Source organism: Methylobacterium sp. Leaf93 (assembly GCF_001422345.1).
GTDB lineage: Bacteria > Pseudomonadota > Alphaproteobacteria > Rhizobiales > Beijerinckiaceae > Methylobacterium > Methylobacterium bullatum.
The window spans coordinates 232856-250317 of sequence record NZ_LMMS01000023.1 but is presented as its reverse complement, the minus strand read 5'-3'; the positions used below and the strand labels follow the sequence as shown (position 1 = coordinate 250317).

Sequence of the window (17462 nt, the reverse complement as noted above, 5' to 3'; positions counted from 1 at the left end):
GGCCTTGTGATCAGGAGGCCTTGCCCGGCCGCTTCGCCTCGTTCCGGCAGCGGTCGGAGCAGTAGCGGACCTCGTCCCACACCCGTTCCCATTTCTTGCGCCAAGCGAAGGGCTTGCCGCAGGTGGCGCAGACCTTGGTGGGCAGATCCGCCTTCTTGCGCATGCGCGGCATGGGAGGCTTGTCCTATCGTCCGAGCTGCCCGGCATCCGCGACGGCGACCGGGCTCCAGCGGGTGATCTGGATGAAGCCGTCGCGGGCGGCGACGACGATGTGGCGGCGGTAGCGGTGGACGATCGTTCCCGGCGAGTGGCGGTGCGGCTCGCGCCAGCCTTCCGCCGCCGCGACGAAGACACGGTTGTCGCCCAACTGTACGATGGTCTCGATGGTGCCGAAGGCCCGCATGCGCCGCAGAATCGCCTCCACGTCCGTGCGGAAATCGAGGGTCCTGTCCGCATCCGTCACGCGGGGCCAGTAGGAGCCTTCGCCCTGGGGCTGGGCCGCCCGCCAGCGAGTCGGCAGGTCGCGCGCGATCGGTCCCGAGGCCAGCCGCCGGGCTGCGATCTGGCATTTGGCGAGCAGGGTCTCGTGGGTCTCCTGCGGCGCCATGGCGAACGTCTCCTGCGCGAGGATGTCACCCGTGTCGAACCCCTCCTCGGCCAGCACGTGCGCGGTCACGCCCCAGCTGTCGCGTGCGTCGGTGATCGCCTTGAACAGGGGGTAGGGGCCGCGCCCGACCGGCAGGGGCGAGGGATGGAAGTTCAGGGCGTAGCCGGCCCGGTTGCGCCAGCCCCGGATGAGCCAGGGATAACCGGCCACCACAAGCGCCCAGTCCGTCCCGTGGGTCTGCGCCAGGGCATCGAGATCCGCGAGCTTGATCCGCGAGAGTTGCATCGGGATGCGGTGACGGCGGCTCTGGGCCACGACCGCCTCGTTGTGGTCGTAGAGCCCATCGCAGGGCCGGGTGAACAGCTTGATCGGCGTCCATCCAGCATCCACCAGCGCTTCGAACACGCCGCCGAGGAAATCGATGCCGGCGAAGGCAAACTTCATGAAGAACCCCGGGAGCGGATGCGCGGCGTGCGACTCTACGGATGGTACCCTGCGGGCTCCACGGTCGCGCCGTCCGCCTTACCTAACCGATCCGGCACGGAATGGGAGCGGTCATGAATCGAGTTGTGATCTACGGCGGAACCGGAGGTATCGGCATGGCCACGGCGCGGGCCCTGCGCAAGCGCGGGATCCCGCTGCATCTCGCGGCGCGCGATGCCGTGCGGCTCGAGGAAGTCGCCGCCGACCTCGGTGAGACCACCTTCACCGTAGGCGACGTCACGGACCCCGCCCATTTCGCGATCGTCACGCAGGAGGCGGGCGACACCTTGGCCGGGCTCGTCTACGCGGTCGGCACCATCAACCTGAAGCCGCTGGCGAAGCTGACCGCCGACGACGCGGTGACGGATTTCAAGCTCAACGCGCTTGGCGCTCTCCTGGCCCTCCAGGCCGCGGCGCCGGCGCTCAAGGCGGGGGCGGGCGAGGCGGGGGCGGGCGTTGTCCTGTTCTCCACCGTGGCGGTGGCGCAGGGATTTGCGGCCCACGCCTCCGTCGCCATGGCAAAGGGCGCCGTGGAAGGACTCGCACTGTCCCTCGCCGCCGAACTCAGCCCTCATATCCGGATCAACGTGGTCGCGCCCTCGCTGACGCGCACGCCGCTCGCCGCTGCCATCACCGGCAACGAGACGCTGGCGTCGGGAATCGCGTCCATGCACGCACTCCAGCGCCTCGGCACACCCGAGGATATCGGCGCGCTGGCCGCCTTCCTCGTCTCGGCGGAAGCCGGCTGGATCAGCGGGCAGGTCATCGGCGCGGATGGCGGCCGCTCCACGCTGCGGACGAAGGGGTGACGTCGCTGCGCACCCTCCGTTTCGTCCTCGGCGACCAACTTCACCGACGCGTCTCCTCCCTCACCGATCTCGACCCGCAATCCGACGTCGTGCTCATGGTCGAGGTGCGGGAGGAGGCAACCTATGTCCGCCACCACAAGCAGAAGATCGCTTTCCTGTTCGCGGCCATGCGCCATTTCGCGGCCGATCTGGAGGCCGAAGGCGTCACCGTCGACTACGTGCGTCTCGATGCGCCGGGCAATACCGGCTCGTTCACCGGCGAACTCCGGCGAGCGGTCAAACGGCATGAGCCCGGCAAAGTTGTCGTCACCGAGCCCGGCGAATGGCGCGTCTGGGAGATGATGCAGGGGTGGCGCGATGACCTGCCGGTGCCCGTGGAAATACGCGACGACAACCGCTTCCTCTGCCCGCGCGCGGATTTCGCGCGCTGGGCGGAGGGGCGGCACACCTTGCGAATGGAGACGTTCTACCGCGGCATGAGGAAGCGCACCGGCCTGCTGATGAAGGACGGCGAGCCGGTGGGCGGCCAGTGGAACTTCGATCACGACAACCGCAAGAAGCTGCCGCGCGGGCACCGCTCCCCGGAACGCCCCGGCTTCGTGCCCGATGCGATCACGTCCGAGGTCATCGCCCTGGTATCGGACCGCTTCTCCGACCATTTCGGCGATCTCGACGCATTCCGCTGGCCGGTGACCCGCGCCGACGCCCTCACCGCCCTGAAGCATTTCCTGGACGAGTGCCTGCCGCATTTCGGCGATTACCAGGATGCGATGAAGACGGGCGCCCCCTTCCTCTACCATGCTCTTCTCTCACCGGCGCTCAATGCGGGCCTGCTCACGGCGGAGGAGGTCTGCCGGGCGGCTGCCCGCGCCTATGACGAAGGGGCGGCGCCGCTCAACTGCGTCGAGGGCTTCATCCGCCAGATCCTCGGATGGCGCGAATACGTCCGGGGACTCTACTGGGCCAGGATGCCGGCCTATGCCGAGACCAACGCTCTCGCCGCCAAGCGCGACCTGCCGTGGTTCTACTGGTCGGGCGAGACGCGCATGAACTGCCTCGCGCAAGGCGTCGCCAATACGCGGGCCCATGCCTATGCCCATCACATCCAGCGGCTGATGGTGACGGGCAATTTCGCCCTGCTGGCCGGGCTCGAACCGGCGCAGGTGGAGGAATGGTATCTCGTCGTCTACGCCGACGCCTACGAATGGGTGGAGTTGCCCAACGTCCACGGCATGGTCCTGTGGGCGGATGGCGGCGTCATGGGCTCGAAACCGTATGCGGCCTCGGGCGCATACATCAACCGCATGTCGGATTATTGCCGGGGCTGCACCTACGACGTCGCTGCCAAGTCCGGCGAGAGTGCCTGCCCGTTCAACTACCTTTACTGGAACTTCCTCATCGAGAATGCGGATCGTCTGGCGGGGAACCCGAGGATGGCCATGCCCTACCGTACCCTCGACGGATTGGGCGAGCAGCGACGGGAGGAGATCAGGACTGACGCGGCCTGCTTCCTGGACGGCCCGGAGATGCGTCCCGCCCCGCCCTGAACGTCACCACGGCTGCCAGACACCGAGGGTGACGTAGGGACTTCCACCGCCCTCCGATTCGGTCTGGAAGCCCAGAGACGCTCGAAAGCTCACGTCACCGATGCGAAAGTCCGTGGCGTGGACACCGATCCCGAGCTTGGAATAGCCGGTCCCATCCACGTAGAGGGCGGCCTCCGGGCCGAGATAGGCACCGAGCACGTCGTAACCCCAGGCAAGGCGGCACCAGGCGCTCTGGCGCGTCGAGCCGAGGATCGCGGTGGCGGTGAGGAGGGATTGCTCTGTCGGCCGCGCCCAGACTTCCCCGTGCAGCCTGATGCCGTAGCGGTCGGGCAGCACCGTTGTGCCGAGGATACTCCGCTCCACCTCGATGCTTCCCTCAGGCCCTGCGAAAGCGGCGACGACGCCCCAATCGTGGAACCATTGGTATCCGGCGAGCACCGCTCCGAGCGCCGTCAGGCGGGTCTGACTCGTGGCGATGCCCCGTATCGACGGACCACGCTCGACCCTCGCTCCCGCTCCCCCGCTTGCGAGGATGGCGAAACCGTCCCGATCGCGCCCGTCGAACGTAATCTTCGTGCCCGCCGTGATGAAGGAAGATGCTCCGGCATCGAGGCTGCCGAAGATCAATGCCGAAATCGAATCCCCTTCCGATTGAGCCGGGTTCGAGACGAGGCCACAGTAGAGTGTGGCACAGCACATGAGTATCGGCCGAGCCGAAGGCAGTGACCGTTTCGTCGATCTGGCCGGTCGTCCCACGTCCCTTCTCGCTCCGTCTCACCGTAGGGCAGGTGTACGGCACCCTAAGATAAGTTGTAGTGACTAGTGAATAGTTGACTGTGGGTGGTACGCGTAGACCGCCCAAGCCGATTCCTGAGTAGGCGCTGTTTTGCTTTTGTTCTATTTGATAAAATTTCAGGATGTATCTATCTTATCTGAGGTTGTGTGGCGTCCGTGTTCGATCTGCCGGTGTGTTCGGACCGTGTTGGCAAGGGAGGACCCGCCATGCCGCATGGAGGCGAAAGCTGATTCGGTTGGCGTCGGGCGGGGACTAGGATAGAGCCCGCGGCAGGACCGTCGCCAAAGGCCGAGTTTCTTGTCACCAGCTGCTCGAACGTCCGAAGTTCTCACGGTGCTCGCGGCACAGGAGACGGATCGCTTGACCATCGGCGACATCGTCGCGGTGCTGAAGGACCGTGCCTTCGCCCTGCTCATCGTCATCCTCGGCCTGCCGAATTGCCTGCCGATGCCGCCGCCGATCCCCCTGGTCTGCGGCCTGCTGCTGTTGCTCGTGGCGGTTCAGATCACGGCGGGGATGTCGTCGCCGTGGCTGCCCCGCGTCCTCTTGAGCCGCTCGATCGCCCGAAGCGACGTGGAGCGTGCCGCCAAGCGCGCGGTACCGCTGCTGCGGCGCCTGGAACGCTGGTCGCGTCCGCGCATGAGCCTGTTCGAGACCGGCCTCGGCATGCGGACGGTGGGGCTCATCCTTCTCACCCTGTCGCTCGCCCTCGTGGTAGCGGCGCCCCTCGTCGGGCAGATCCCCCTCGGTCTGGCGATCTGCCTCGTCGGCCTCGGCCTCGTCGAGCGGGATGGGCTGCTCGTTGTCATGGGGCTCGGCGTCGGTGCCGTCGGCGTGCTTCTGAACGCCGGCTTCGTCTACGCCATCGTCTCGGGCCTCATGAGCCTGTTCAACGTGTAGTTTCAGCCTTCGAGGTGGCGCGGTCTGAACAGGCGCCAGACGAGGCCGCCCCTCGGTCCGAACAGGAGCGAGATGAGATAGAGGCTTCCCGCCGCCAGCACGATCGCAGGCCCCGTGGGCAGGTCGGCGCGATACGAGGCGGTGAGTCCGGCAAAGCTCGACACCATCGCCACCACCATCGCCATGGGGATCAGGCCCGACAGGTCGGCCGCCCAGAACCGCGCGGTGATCGCCGGCAGCAGCATCAGCCCCACCGCGAGCAGTGTCCCGAGGGCCTGGAAGCCTCCCACGAGGTTCATTACCACAAGGCCGAGGAAGGTGTAATGCACCGGCCCGCCGGCACGGCTGACCGTGCGCAGGAACAGCGGGTCGACACATTCCATGACCAGGGGGCGGTAGAGTGCGGCGAGGGCGAACAGCGTCACCGTGGCGATCCCGCCGAGGAGCATGAGCGCCGGATCGTCGAGGGCCAGAACCGTGCCGAACAGGATGTGCAGGAGATCGATCTGCGAGCCGCGCAGGGAGACGAGCAGCACGCCAGCGGCGAGGGAGATCAGATAGAAGGCGGCGAGACTCGCATCCTCCTTGATCGAGGTCGTGCGGGTGACGATGCCGGCGAGCAGCGCCACGAACAGGCCGGCGGCGAGCCCGCCGATGGTCATCGCCGGCAGCGATAGGCCAGCGACGAGGAAACCGACTGCGGCGCCCGGTAGGATCGCATGGCTCATGGCATCGCTCATCAGGCTCATGCGGCGCAGCATGAGGAAGACCCCCACCGGCGGGGCCGAGAGCGAGAGGGCGAAGCAGCCGGCCAGCGCCCGGCGCATGAAGCCGAACTCGATGAAGGGTCCGAACAGGAGATCGATCACGCGGCGTGTCCGTGGTCGTGACGATGATCGTGCGCGTGACCATGGGGATGGTCGTGATCGTGGTGATGCAGGTTCCTGCCATCGGCAGGGGGCGGTGCATGATGATGGCCCTCGCCCCGCCCGCAGATGGCGGCATCCTCGTCCCAGGCTTCGGACAAGGCCTGGGCGCGCGCGAGATTCTCCCGGGTCAGCACCGTCTCCGTGGCGCCCCAGGCCACCGGCTCGCGCGCCAGAAGCAATGTCGTCAGAAAATGTGCCTTGACCTGGTTCAGGTCGTGAAGCGCGGCGACGATGGTGCGGCCCTCCCCGTGCCATCCGCGTATCAGGGCGATCAGGTCGGCGGTGGTGCGTCCGTCGATCCCGGTGAACGGCTCGTCGAGGAGAATGATGCGGGCGTCCTGCACGATGAGACGCGCGAACAGGGCGCGTTGGAACTGGCCACCCGACAGGGTTCCGATCAGCCGGTCCTCGAAACCGAGGAGGCCCACAGCCGAGAGGGCGCTGACCAGCGTCCGGCGGTCGGGGAGCGCGCTGCGCCAGAAGCCGAGGCGGCGCCAGCGTCCCATCGCCACGAGGTCGAGGACGCTCAGGGGAAAGCTGCGGTCGATCTCGCCGGCCTGGGGCAGGTAGGCGATGGCGTCGGTTCCGCCAGGCAGGTCGATCCGGCCGTCGAGGCAGCGGATCTCGCCGATGATCCCCTTGAGCAGAGTCGATTTGCCGGCGCCGTTGGGGCCGACCAGGGCCATCAGGGCTCCGGCGGGGATGGTACCGTCGAGATGGTGCACGGCGGGATGGCGGTCGTAGCCAAGCGTCAATCCGCGCAAGGCGATGGCGCCGGGCTGAACGGGGGCGTCCCCCACGAGAGCGTGTGTCATCGTTATCCCATGGCCCAGAGGATCGCCCCCCAGACCAGCCCGGACAGGATCGCGGCGACGATCAGTCGTGAGGCGGCGCCAGCCTGGAACAGGGAGCGACGGGGGGACGGTTTGATCTGGGGAGGACGCGTCACAGCGGTTCGGGTACCAGGCAGGGGCGGAATTGTCCGAACGGGAGCGGCGAACTATCTCTGGTACTGATACACTGTAACATCGCATCAGTTCAACGTGCCGGACCACATCGACCGGCGATCAGGGGAGGATGGCGTGCACGATCATAGTGCCGTCCACGACCACGGCGCCTGCTGTGGCAATGCCACGGATGCGCTAGCGCGAGCGGAGCGTCTCTGCGCCGAGCGCGACCTGCAGTTCACGCGGCTGCGGCGGGACGTCCTCGAGGCGGTGGCGTCCGAGGCGAAGCCGCTCGGCGCCTACGACATCGCGGAGCGGCTGAGCGGTCAAGGTCGCCGGGTCGCCGCGGTCTCGGTGTACCGCGCCCTCGACTTTCTCACGGAAAACGGCCTCGTCCACCGCATCGCAAGCCGCAACGCCTTCGTCTCCTGTGGCCACCAGCATGGCGATGGGGTCGGGCTCGTCTTCCTGATCTGCCGGACATGCGGCAGCATCGACGAGACGACCTCGCCGGAGGTGGACGACCAGCTCGACAGGACCTTGGCGAAAGCCGGGTTCAAGCCGTCGAGCCGGATCCTCGAAGTGGAGGGCGAATGCGGCGCCTGCCTCGGACACGAACCGAACCCCTGAGCGACACGGTGCGCGAGGTTCAGCGCGCGTTGCGATAGGCCCGCCGTGAGGCGATGGTCTGGATCATGATCTGGATGTCGAGCCAGACCGACCAATTGTCGATGTAATGCAGGTCGTGGTTCACACGCCGCTCCATGTCGAGATCGGTCAGGGTCTCGCCGCGCAGACCGTTCACCTGTGCCCAGCCGGTGATGCCGGGCATTACGTTGTGGCGACGGGCATATTGGGCGATCCGCCGCTCGAAGCTGCGATCGTGGGCGAGGGCGTGAGGACGCGGACCCACCAGGGACATCTCCCCCATCAGGACATTGATGAGCTGGGGCAGCTCGTCGAGATTAGTCCGGCGCAGGATTGCGCCGATCCGGGTGATCCGTGAATCGTTGCGGGTCGCCTGTCGGAAGACGGCGTTCTGCTCGGTCTTCATGCTGCGGAACTTGAACACGCCGAAGGCCTGCTGGTTGAAGCCGTAGCGGCGCTGGCGGAAAAACACTGGCCCAGGGCTGTCGAGCTTGATCAGCAGGGCGATGGACGCCAGGAGCGGCGCGAGCAGCACCAGCGCGATGGCGGACAGGACGACATCGAGGCCGCGCTTCAGGGCGATCTCGCCGAAGGTGAGCGGCCGGCGGCCGATATTGATGCCCGACAGCCGTCCCACCCGCGCGAGCTTGAGATCGGGAAATCGGTCCATGACCGAGCCTGGACGGAGATGGAGGGCGGCTGGGACGCGCAGGAACGCATCGACGCAGCGCTCGATATCCGCCGCATCCGTCCAGGGGACCAGGATGAAGACGTCGTCCGGCCGCAGGAACCGCACCACCGACACCGCGAGGTCGAGGTCTTCCGACATCTGTGCCTGCCGCACCGACACATCCTCCCGCGGGTCAACGCGACGCAGATAGCTGGTGCCGATGACCCGGAGATTCAGTGCCTGCGCGTCGTTGTTGGCGTGGAAGCTGGCAATGTCCTCCTCGAAGCCGACGAGGTGAATGCGACTGATCGAGGGTGAGCCGGAGGTCATCGTCTGCCGGACGAGGCCCACGATGACGAGACGAGACAGGTAAAGCGCCGGCAAGCCCGTGAGGAAGAAGCCGATCGCCACCGCGCGCGAGAAGTCGGTCGTGGTCTTGGTGGCGAAGCCGACGACGAGCACGATTCCCCAAGCGGCGAGCCAGAGACTCGCCATCCGGCGGCGGTGAAGGCCCCGGGTCAACTGCGTCTCGATGCTGTACTCTTCCCGCACGAGGTTGGTCAGGAGCACGAAGACGGCCACGAGGCCCGCCAGCTGAAAGCTCCCGGTCATGCCCGTGGCGATCTGCTGGTCGAAGGCGAACTCGTAATAGATCGCCTCCACGAAGTAGGCGGTGACGAGGATCGCGACGAGGTCGGAAACGGCCAGAGCCGTGGACAGCCCGAAGCGGATCGCTCCGCGCCACCGCCGCGGAAGGACGGCCGCCCACGCGTCGCGTCGCGTGTCGCGCGCGGAAGGCAGGGTCTGGTAGATTTCGGGAAGACGTTGCTGGAACATCTGGGCCGCTGTGTATCGGGATGAGATTTGGTTTGTGCCATAATGGGACGTTATCCCATCCGGCCATCGTCATGTCTGTCCGGGGCGCAAGCCTCGGACCCGCCAACGCCGCCAAAATCTCTCCTCCATGCTGTCGGAAAGCTTGGCTGGCCGTTATGGCGAAAGGCCTAGGTCCGTTCCGTGGTCTGCCGGGGGAGCTTTCATGCCGCGCGTGACGCTTTCAGGAACACATCGCCGGTACAACGCCGTCGCGGCGGTGGAAGACGGCGGCACATGGCGGATGTTCCTGCCATTTCCGGATGGATCGATCCGTGACGCAGCGTTCGTCGACCCGGACCGCCTTGTCTGCCTGTCCGCCGATGGGGAGATCTGCCTCATCGATTGGCGGCTCGACAGGGAGATCGCGCGGCAACCCGCCGGGACGGATCGCCACCGCCACATTTTCGTGCCGGCCGATTCCGGATGGATCGTCCTGTACGACGGCAAGCGTCCCCTCGACGAGGAGCGCTACCTCCATGCCCTTCAGGTTCGGCGCACGCTGGACCTCGCGATCGTCGCGGACGGAGACGGTCTGCAATGGACGGCCGGCCAAACCTTAGGCCGATTGGCGGGTGGCGGTGAATTTGTCCCCGAGCCCGGCGAGCCGACCGCCCTCACGATCCAGGATAACGTGTTTCGGGATCCGGCCGGCCTGCTGGCGTTCGTCGGCTTCGAATGCGGTGCGCCGGAATCGCGGTATGGGCTGTACCGATTGGATCCTTCCACGGGAATGGTGCGCTGCGAACCGCTGCCGGATGCGGCGAAACCGTGGTGGTTCAGCCCGAGCGGTCGCTACGCCGTCACGCCCTCCTCCGCCCTGCTGGTGGTCCACGATGGCTCCGCCGGTGCGCCTTCGTCGCACCGGGATGCGGTCGCGGATGGAACGCGCCGAGTGAGCCAGGCTCTCGAACTTTGGACGACCATGCCTCTCGGCCTGGCACGAACCATCGTGGCGCGCATGACGGCCGAGCCCCCACTGGCGATACGGAATGTGGTTTGGGAGCCGGCCGAGACGGCGTTCTGGATTCAGTACGGCCATTTCTGGGACAAGCGAGCTGAGTTTCAGCGCATCAGCCTGGACGGCTCGCTCTCGCCCGTCTTCCATTTTCAACGCTTTCACGGAACCAAGATCCTGGCCGATATCGCCGACGTGGCGCATGCCGAACATGTGGAAATCCAGGTCTTGCCGGATGCCGTCCGCATCCAGCGCGATTGGTGCGCGAGCGACCTTCCGGTCCGGGCGATCTCGCAGGACGAAGACGGCTTCCGGGCTTCGGCTTGGTCGGGTCCGAAAGAGGCGGCGGTCCGGCGCTTCCTGGCCCGGTCGAGCCGCCGCCACGTGGTGGTCGTCGAGGCGTTGTCACAGGCAGCCGTCGCCGAGGGCCTATCTCGTCTTACCCAGGACATCCGCGAGCGACTGGCCGACCTGCTGCAGACCGATGTCCTGGAACTGTCCTTCGTGGTTGGCGGCCGGACGATGACAGAATCAGCCTTCTTCGCACGCGTGACACGCGACCGTATCGCGGCCGCTCCGATGCTGCGGGAGCTCCTGACGACCTATCTCGACGTGCATCCGCGCACCGTCGAAGCCAAGGGCCTGTATCGTCAAATCTGGGGACCGAAGGAGAGCCACGGCGCGCTCGCCCCTGCCATGCAGGCCCTGCTGCGTCTCGACCCGGATGCGCACGACGTGTTTCGCAGCTATCTCGCCAGGCGTGACGGCGAGCATGAGACCTACGCGACCGACGTGATGATGAAGACATACATTGCCGAAACCGGCTGGCGCGACCGAGCCATGATCGGCTTTGGCATCTACTTTGCGCTGATCCGGCACCGGGACGGTCTCATCAACCTGAACGGTAGTTTCTTGGAAGAGTACGGCCTCCTCGACGCCGTCGAGCCGATGATGAACCCCGAGGATTTCGCTGAGGCAATGCTCGGTGAGCTCGACCAGTTCGTGGAGATCCCGGATATCGACTGCCGCTTTGGATGGAACGAACTGTATCTCGGGCTCAGAGACGGCCTACCAGACACGGCGTTCGCCCGGCGGGTTGTCGCTGCACTCGCGGCGCGGCGCGGCCACGTCATCGTGGCCGTTCGGGACTGAGCAAGGCGGAGGACGGCTGGTAGCCGGCCTCGAAGCGTGGTGGCATCCCCTTCGGACGGTGCGGGGCGAGGATGCCGCCGGATGGCGAGGTCGTTCAGGCCACCGCTTCGGAATGCCGCTCCGCCGACGTGTCTTCCTGTGCCATGCTCAAGGTTTGAATCGGCTCGAACCCTTCGAATTGCGGATGGCCGAGGTAGAGAGGTTTCGTCGTCGGTGCGCGGCTATGCGCCTTGCGGAACTGCTCCGACCGGGTCCAGGCCTCAAACGCCGATTTGGAGGCCCAGACGGTGTGCGAGGCATACAGCACATGATCCTCGTAGGTCGGGCCGCGAAGCAACTGAAACTCGACGAAGCCCTCCATCTCGCCGAGTTGGCTGTCCCGCCCGAGCCAGACCTGCTCGAATTCTGTCGTTGCGTCCGGAACAACTTTGAATCGATTCATGGCGATGAACATGAAGCACCTTCGTCTCGAGGCCGGGAGCGGGGGCGGCCGGCCGTCCGCGCGGTATTCTAAACCGCGATATCCCGATTGGAAAATGATGGGAAAGGCCACATAATTTCGTATTAAAATAGCACTATTTCTGTCATGAGGTTGTTGGACATAAGAACGTTTACCTCACATCGTTGTGGAGCCTGTGTCCGGCCATTCTCGGTTTGCGGCGGCAAGTTCATGGTGACTCTTGCCATCCTTGCCCGGTTTGTGGTCAAGCTGGTTTCACGCTCGTTGGATTCAGGGGGCGCTCCTGGTTCCTTGGTCGTTTCTGGAGATTTCTTCTCTCCTCGCGGGAGGGCCGTGGAGACCACGGGTTCACTTTCTTTTAACTTCCGACCGTACCGAATGCGGCATATTAAAGTTGGCGCATCGGTTGCGGAGACCGACACAACCGGCCGAGACCGTATTAAGCACCGAAACGAGTGACGATGCCCAAGCAAACTACCGATGTCGACCGCCTGGTTGGGTTGCGGATCACGGCCCTGCGCAAGGCTCGTGGCCTTAGTCAGACTGCCCTCGGGACTGCCGTCGGAGTGACCTTCCAGCAGGTTCAGAAATACGAGAAGGGGCAAAACCGCGTTGGCGCTGGCCGACTGCGGGAGATTTCCCGTCTCCTCGAAGTGCCGGTCTCGGCGTTCTTCGAGGAGGACGATGCGGGAGGAGCACAATCTGAGGTGTTCGGTTTTCTGAGCGCGCACGGTGCGATCGAATTACTCCAGGCTTACGCCCTGATCGAGGACGACCAACTCCGGCGGGACGTTTTGGCGATCGTGCGGACTGCGGCAAAGATGGGAAAACGTTCAGAGACCCCTGCGGCCGTCTGAACGGTTTCCACTCATCCGATGAGATGGAAGAAGCTGCCCGACACACGGCCGCGTCGGTGGCCTGCCATGCCTAACGGAACTCCTTCCGCGTCGGTCACCACCGCGAGAGCGACATGCTCGGCGGGAGTCGGCGTCAGTTCGCTGGCATAATGGAATTCGTGGCCGACGAGGCGCGATCCGCGTTGCCCGAGGGGACCATCGCCGATGAGCGTCGCGACGCGGTAGCCGAGATGCAGGCGGCGCACCTTGTAGGAGGTCGCAACGGGGAGCAGGCCCGCCATCGCATGCGTGACGCCCGCCGCGTCTTCCAGCTCGAGACCGAGAGCCATGTAGCCGCCGCACTCGCCATGGACGGGATGGTGTTCGGCAAAGCTCCGGAGGCCGTCCAGGAATCGGCCCGCCGCTGCCAGTTTCCCGGCATGAAGCTCAGGATATCCGCCCGGTAGCCAACAGGCATCGCAGCCCTCCGGCGGCGCCTCGTCGGCGAGGGGTGAGAAAGCGACCAGTTCGGCGCCCCCCGCGCGCCAGCCCGCCTCCATATGTGGATAGAGGAACGAGAAGGCCTCATCCGATGCGATGGCGATGCGCTGCCCCGGGGGAGGGGGCAGGGCGGCATCCGACACGTCCGGCAGGCGTCCCGATGCGGCCGCGAGGATGGCGTCGAGGTCGAGACCGGCCTCCGCCAGATCGGCGAGGCAGTCTAGCCGCGCGGTGAGATCGCCCGTCTCGCGAGCCTGGACGAGACCGAGATGACGCTCGGGCAGGGAGAGGGTCGCGTCGCGCATGAGCACTCCGAGAACCGGGATGCCGACCCGCGCGAGACCGGCTTCGACCAGACGCCGATGGCGGGCGCTGGCGACCTTGTTCAGGATCACCCCGGCGATGCGGATACGAGGATCGTAGCGGGCGCAGCCGAGTGCCACGGCGGCGGCCGATTGGGCGGCACCCGAGACATCTACGACGAGAAGCACGGGCCAGCCGTAGCGGGCGGCGATGTCGGCATTGGCGCCGGTCCGGCCCTCGCTGGCGACGATGCCGTCGAACAGGCCCATGGAGCCCTCGGCGATGACGATATCAGCCCCATGGCCCGCCATCGCCGCCACCGAATCGAGCATGGCATCCGGCATGGCGAAGCTGTCGAGATTGACGCTGGGATAGCCCGTGGCAGCCTGGTGGAAGGCCGGGTCGATATAGTCCGGTCCGCATTTGGCACCACGCACGGCAAGGCCGCGCCGGGCGAGCGCCCGCATCAGCGCCAGCGTCACGGTGGTCTTGCCGGAGCTCGACCGTGGGGCGGCGACGAGAAGGCCGGGCGGATGCGATCGGTCCATCATCGTCATGACTCGACTCCGGGGGCCGGCTGCCCCGTGGGGCGGAAGCGGCGGTCGTAATCGGTGGAGTAGAGCGCGCTCTCGCGGAATTCGCTGGCCGCGAGGGCCGGGCCGACGAGGATCAGCGCCGTCCGCTCGAGACCGGCGGCGCGCACATCCTCCGCGATGCTGGCGAGGGTGCCCGAGATGACGCGCTCGTTCGGCCAGGTGGCCCGGAACACCACGGCGGTGGCGCAATTCGCCCCGTAGAACGGTACGAGCTCGGTCACCACGGTATCGATGACGTGGATGGAGAGGTGCAGGGCCAGCGTCGCGCCGGTGGCGGCGAAGGCTTGGAGCGTCTCGCGTTCGGGCATGGCGCTGGCCCGGCCCGAGGTCCGGGTGAGGACCACGGATTGGGCAAGGCCCGGCACGGTGAGTTCGCGCCGGAGTAGGGCGGCGGCGGCGGCGAAGGACGGTACGCCCGGCGTCACCGTGTAGGGAATGCCGAGCCGGTCGAGGCGGCGGGTCTGTTCGGCCAGCGCGCTCCAGATCGAGAGGTCGCCCGAATGCAGCCGCGCCACATCCTGCCCGGCCTCGTGCGCGGCGACGATCTCGGCCACGATGGCGTCGAGGTCGAGGGGCGCGGTGTCGACGATGCGGGCGTCGGACGGGCACCAGGACAGGATTTCCGGCGCCACCAGCGAGCCGGCGTAGAGGCAGACGGGGCAGCGCGCGATGAGATCGCGCCCGCGGATCGTGATGAGGTCGGCCGCACCGGGGCCGGCGCCGATGAAATGTACGGTCATCCCGCCTGAGTGGCGAAATACGCGGGAAGCGCAAGGGCGCATGTCACCGCTGGTGACGCGATGCGCGGCAGAATCAGGGTTCCGCCCTCGCCGGCCACGGCCAGCGCGGCGGCTTCCGCCACCGATCCGACTTGCCGGCTCGCCTCGATCCGGCCCGAGCGGGTGGGTACGCGCGCATCGACGGCGATCATCTCGGCGGGTGATATTCCGACGGGCACGAGGCCGAACACAGCGGCGGCCTCGACGATCGACGGCTCGTTCGCGCGGTCTTCGGCGGTGGCGATCGCACCGAGCTGGTCCGGCTCATGGCCGCTTTCGGCAAGCGCTCGGTGGATCAGGGCGACGATCTCGTCGGGCATGGCCCCGTGCCGGAAGCCGATGCCGGCTACGATGAGACGGGTTATCCGCGTATCTCGAGGGGCCAGATCATCGTCAGACAAGTCGCAGGCCCCTCCTCCCCCTTGTGGGGAGGAGCCGGAGGTGGGGGTGGTGTCGGATAAGGTGCGCCCTGTTCGGAGCCACCCCCACCCCTGACCCCTCCCCACAAGGGGGAGGGGAAGCGCGTCGGGCACCGCCCAGCCGCCCGTCACCGCTTCGTCCAGACCCATTGCGTCACCGGCATTGCGGCGCGCCAGCCGTGGAGATGGCCGACCGGATCGGCATGGGCCACCGACAGCCGCTTCAGCTGCCCGCCGAGACGGGCGAGGGCGCCAAGCAGGACCGCCTCGCCCTCAAGGGTGACGACGTTGGCGACCAGACGGCCCCCGGGCCCGAGGGCATCAAGGGCACGGTCGAGCACGCCAGGACGCGCGACTCCGCCGCCGATGAAGATCGCGTCCGGACGTTCGAGGCCTTCCAGGGCGGCGGGCGCCTCGCCCTCCACGACGCGCAGGTCCGGTACACCGAGGCGGGCGGCGTTGCGGGCGATCCGCGCCGCACGGGCCGGGTTCGCCTCGATGGCCAACGAGCGCAGGCTGGGATGGCGCAGCATCCATTCGATGGAGATCGAGCCGGCTCCGGCGCCGATGTCCCAGAGGCGCTGGCCGGCGCGGGGGCGCAGGGCGGCGAGGGTCACGGCGCGAATATCGGCCTTGGTGAGCTGGCCGTCATTCTCGAACCAGGTATCATCGAGGCCAGGGCTCAGGCTGACGACGCGAGCATCGGCATCGGCGACGACCTCCACCGCCAGGGTGTTGAGCGGATCGATCCCGGTGAGGGAGAACGCATCGGCCCTTGCTTCGAGCCGGCGCTCGCGCGGGCCATCCATGGCCTCGAGGACGACGAGGCGAGAGGCGCCGAAACCGCGTTCCGTGAGCAGGGCGGCGGCGGCCTCCGGCGTGGTCTCGTCCCAGGTCAGGGTGAGGAGCCGGGCGCCCGGCTGGAGGTGGGGTACGATCCGCTCCAGCGCCCGCCCGTGCAGGGTGAGGCAGGTGGTCTCGGCGAGCGGCCAGCCGAGCCGTGCCGCCGCTAGGCTGAATGCCGAGAGGTGGGGGAACACGCACATCTCGGCCGCCGGCAGCAGCCGCGCGATCTCGGCGCCGATGCCGTAATGGAACGGGTCGCCGGTGGCGAGGATGCAGGTCGGGCGTCCGCGCCGGGCGAGGAGGCCGGGATAAGCGTCGGAGATCGGGCGCGGCCAGACCCGCGTCTCGGCCCTCAACGGTCCCCCGAGGGCGAAATGGCGGGCTCCGCCATAGACCACCTCCGCCCCGTCGAGGGCGGCTGTGGCGGCGGGGCTCAGGCCCGCGCGCCCGTCCTCTCCGATCCCAACGATGGTGAGCCAGGGGGCGGTGCTCGACACGGGGGCGGCGCTCATGGACAAGGTTGCCGGATAGGGAGAGGGCGACGATGCGAGTTCTGATCCTCGGCGGCACCACCGAGGCGAGCGCTCTTGTGAAGGGGCTCGATCCGCGGATCGACGCGACCCTGTCGCTCGCCGGCCGTACCAGCGCGCCGAAGCGCGAACCGGTCTCCACCCGCATCGGTGGCTTCGGCGGAGCTGAGGGCCTCGCCGCCTGGATCGCCGAGAATCGGATCGACGTGGTGATCGACGCCACGCATCCCTTCGCGGCGCGGATCAGCCGCAACGCGGCGCTTGCCTGCGAGCGGACCGGTGTGGCGCTCCTCGCCATCCGCCGCCCGGCCTGGGAGCGGAGGCAGGGAGATCGCTGGACCGAGGTCGAGACCATGTCGGAGGCCGTCCTCGCCCTCGGCGAGACGCCCCGGCGGGTGTTCCTGACGATTGGCCGCCTCGAAGTAGGCGCCTTCGCGACTGCCCCGCAGCACGATTACATCGTCCGCGCCATCGAGCCGATCGGCGACGCCCTGCCGGTGCCACGCCTCACCGAGATCGCCGCACGCGGTCCCTTCGGTGAGGCCGCCGAGATGACGTTCCTCGCCGAGCGGTGGATCGACATCCTGGTCACCAAGAATTCCGGCGGCCCCGCCACCTACGGCAAGATCGCCGCAGCCCGCGCGCTCGGTCTGCCGGTGGTGATCGTGCGCCCGCCCGATAAGCCGGATGTCGACAGCGTGTCGGATGCCGAGGGCGCGCTGGCGTGGCTGCGGGAGCGCCTGAACCACTGAAGCCCGGCCCTGACCCTGAGGTGCCCGCGATGCGGGCCTCGAAGGAGCCCTCCAGGTCTCGCAGGGCTGAATGGAGGGCTCCTTCGAGGCCTTCGCTTCGCTGCGGCACCTCAGGACGAGG

Annotated in this window: 19 protein-coding genes; 7 read left to right on the top strand and 12 right to left on the bottom strand. The window is 67.2% G+C overall.

Annotation, left to right across the window (positions count from 1 at the left end):
- Positions 1–10: 10 nt before the first annotated feature.
- Together ASF26_RS22090 and ASF26_RS12925 are read right to left on the bottom strand one after the other, a co-directional pair.
- Positions 11–172, bottom strand: a complete 162-nt coding sequence (locus tag ASF26_RS22090) for a DUF2256 domain-containing protein (protein WP_187273466.1) — start codon at positions 170–172, stop codon at positions 11–13.
- 12 nt (positions 173–184) lie between these two features.
- Positions 185–1051 (bottom strand): formyltransferase family protein, encoded by an 867-nt coding sequence (locus ASF26_RS12925; protein WP_056140061.1) that lies wholly within the window; start codon positions 1049–1051, stop codon positions 185–187.
- Positions 1052–1164: 113 nt separating this feature from the next.
- Between ASF26_RS12925 and ASF26_RS12920 the strand changes: the two genes are divergently transcribed.
- Positions 1165–1899: an SDR family oxidoreductase gene (locus tag ASF26_RS12920; protein ID WP_056254911.1), complete on the top strand. Its 735-nt coding sequence runs from the start codon at positions 1165–1167 to the stop codon at positions 1897–1899.
- Positions 1896–3446, top strand: coding sequence for a cryptochrome/photolyase family protein (locus ASF26_RS12915; protein WP_200925928.1), 1551 nt, complete (start codon positions 1896–1898; stop codon positions 3444–3446). The genes ASF26_RS12920 and ASF26_RS12915 overlap by 4 nt, the downstream gene beginning before the upstream one ends.
- A gap of 3 nt (positions 3447–3449) precedes the next feature.
- Here the strand turns inward: ASF26_RS12915 and bcsS are convergent, their stop codons facing one another.
- Positions 3450–4145, bottom strand: coding sequence for a cellulose biosynthesis protein BcsS (bcsS, locus tag ASF26_RS12910; protein WP_244475919.1), 696 nt, complete (start codon positions 4143–4145; stop codon positions 3450–3452).
- Positions 4146–4539: 394 nt separating this feature from the next.
- On the opposite strand from bcsS, the gene ASF26_RS12905 reads away from it, so the two are divergent.
- Positions 4540–5142, top strand: coding sequence for an exopolysaccharide biosynthesis protein (locus ASF26_RS12905; RefSeq protein ID WP_280136355.1), 603 nt, complete (start codon positions 4540–4542; stop codon positions 5140–5142).
- Positions 5143–5144: 2 nt separating this feature from the next.
- On the opposite strand, the gene ASF26_RS12900 is transcribed toward ASF26_RS12905, so the two are convergent.
- The 3 genes from ASF26_RS12900 to ASF26_RS23675 are packed head-to-tail and all read right to left on the bottom strand — an operon-like array spanning position 5145 to position 7020.
- Entirely contained in the window at positions 5145–5969 is an 825-nt protein-coding gene (locus tag ASF26_RS12900) for a metal ABC transporter permease (protein ID WP_200925933.1), read from the bottom strand.
- 38 nt (positions 5970–6007) lie between these two features.
- On the bottom strand, positions 6008–6886 hold the full coding sequence (locus tag ASF26_RS12895) for an ABC transporter ATP-binding protein (protein ID WP_056254437.1): 879 nt from the start codon (positions 6884–6886) through the stop codon (positions 6008–6010).
- Between the two features lie 2 nt (positions 6887–6888).
- Entirely contained in the window at positions 6889–7020 is a 132-nt protein-coding gene (locus ASF26_RS23675) for a hypothetical protein (RefSeq protein WP_280136354.1), read from the bottom strand.
- 133 nt (positions 7021–7153) lie between these two features.
- Here ASF26_RS23675 and ASF26_RS12890 point away from each other — a divergent pair, with 133 nt between their 5' ends.
- A complete protein-coding gene (locus ASF26_RS12890) occupies positions 7154–7648 on the top strand; it encodes a Fur family transcriptional regulator (protein ID WP_156462983.1) in 495 nt (164 codons plus the stop codon).
- A gap of 19 nt (positions 7649–7667) precedes the next feature.
- Here ASF26_RS12890 and ASF26_RS12885 read toward each other — a convergent pair whose 3' ends face one another.
- Positions 7668–9173 carry an exopolysaccharide biosynthesis polyprenyl glycosylphosphotransferase gene (locus ASF26_RS12885; RefSeq protein ID WP_056254434.1) on the bottom strand — a complete coding sequence of 502 codons (1506 nt, stop codon included), beginning with the start codon at positions 9171–9173 and terminating at the stop codon, positions 7668–7670.
- Between the two features lie 202 nt (positions 9174–9375).
- Between ASF26_RS12885 and ASF26_RS12880 the strand changes: the two genes are divergently transcribed.
- Positions 9376–11319 carry a hypothetical protein gene (locus ASF26_RS12880; protein ID WP_244475918.1) on the top strand — a complete coding sequence of 648 codons (1944 nt, stop codon included), beginning with the start codon at positions 9376–9378 and terminating at the stop codon, positions 11317–11319.
- A gap of 94 nt (positions 11320–11413) precedes the next feature.
- Here the strand turns inward: ASF26_RS12880 and ASF26_RS12875 are convergent, their stop codons facing one another.
- Positions 11414–11773: an antibiotic biosynthesis monooxygenase gene (locus tag ASF26_RS12875; RefSeq protein ID WP_056254428.1), complete on the bottom strand. Its 360-nt coding sequence runs from the start codon at positions 11771–11773 to the stop codon at positions 11414–11416.
- Positions 11774–12240: 467 nt separating this feature from the next.
- On the opposite strand from ASF26_RS12875, the gene ASF26_RS12870 reads away from it, so the two are divergent.
- Positions 12241–12636: a helix-turn-helix transcriptional regulator gene (locus tag ASF26_RS12870; RefSeq protein WP_056254426.1), complete on the top strand. Its 396-nt coding sequence runs from the start codon at positions 12241–12243 to the stop codon at positions 12634–12636.
- A gap of 11 nt (positions 12637–12647) precedes the next feature.
- Here ASF26_RS12870 and ASF26_RS12865 read toward each other — a convergent pair whose 3' ends face one another.
- The 4 genes from ASF26_RS12865 to ASF26_RS12850 all read right to left on the bottom strand — a co-directional run bounded on the left by ASF26_RS12865 (position 12648) and on the right by ASF26_RS12850 (position 16571).
- Complete coding sequence (locus tag ASF26_RS12865; protein WP_056254423.1) at positions 12648–13976, bottom strand: cobyrinate a,c-diamide synthase; 1329 nt, start codon at positions 13974–13976, stop codon at positions 12648–12650.
- Positions 13973–14755, bottom strand: coding sequence for a precorrin-4 C(11)-methyltransferase (gene cobM / locus ASF26_RS12860; protein ID WP_056254420.1), 783 nt, complete (start codon positions 14753–14755; stop codon positions 13973–13975). Before cobM ends, ASF26_RS12865 begins: the two co-directional genes overlap by 4 nt.
- Positions 14752–15159 carry a cobalamin biosynthesis protein gene (locus ASF26_RS12855; protein WP_056254901.1) on the bottom strand — a complete coding sequence of 136 codons (408 nt, stop codon included), beginning with the start codon at positions 15157–15159 and terminating at the stop codon, positions 14752–14754. Before ASF26_RS12855 ends, cobM begins: the two co-directional genes overlap by 4 nt.
- Before the next feature lie 182 nt (positions 15160–15341).
- Positions 15342–16571, bottom strand: coding sequence for a bifunctional cobalt-precorrin-7 (C(5))-methyltransferase/cobalt-precorrin-6B (C(15))-methyltransferase (locus ASF26_RS12850; RefSeq protein WP_056254897.1), 1230 nt, complete (start codon positions 16569–16571; stop codon positions 15342–15344).
- Positions 16572–16603: 32 nt separating this feature from the next.
- Here ASF26_RS12850 and ASF26_RS12845 point away from each other — a divergent pair, with 32 nt between their 5' ends.
- The gene (locus tag ASF26_RS12845) at positions 16604–17341 is read left to right on the top strand and encodes a cobalt-precorrin-6A reductase (RefSeq protein ID WP_200925927.1); all 738 of its coding nucleotides are present in this window, start codon (positions 16604–16606) and stop codon (positions 17339–17341) included.
- Positions 17342–17462 lie beyond the last annotated feature (121 nt).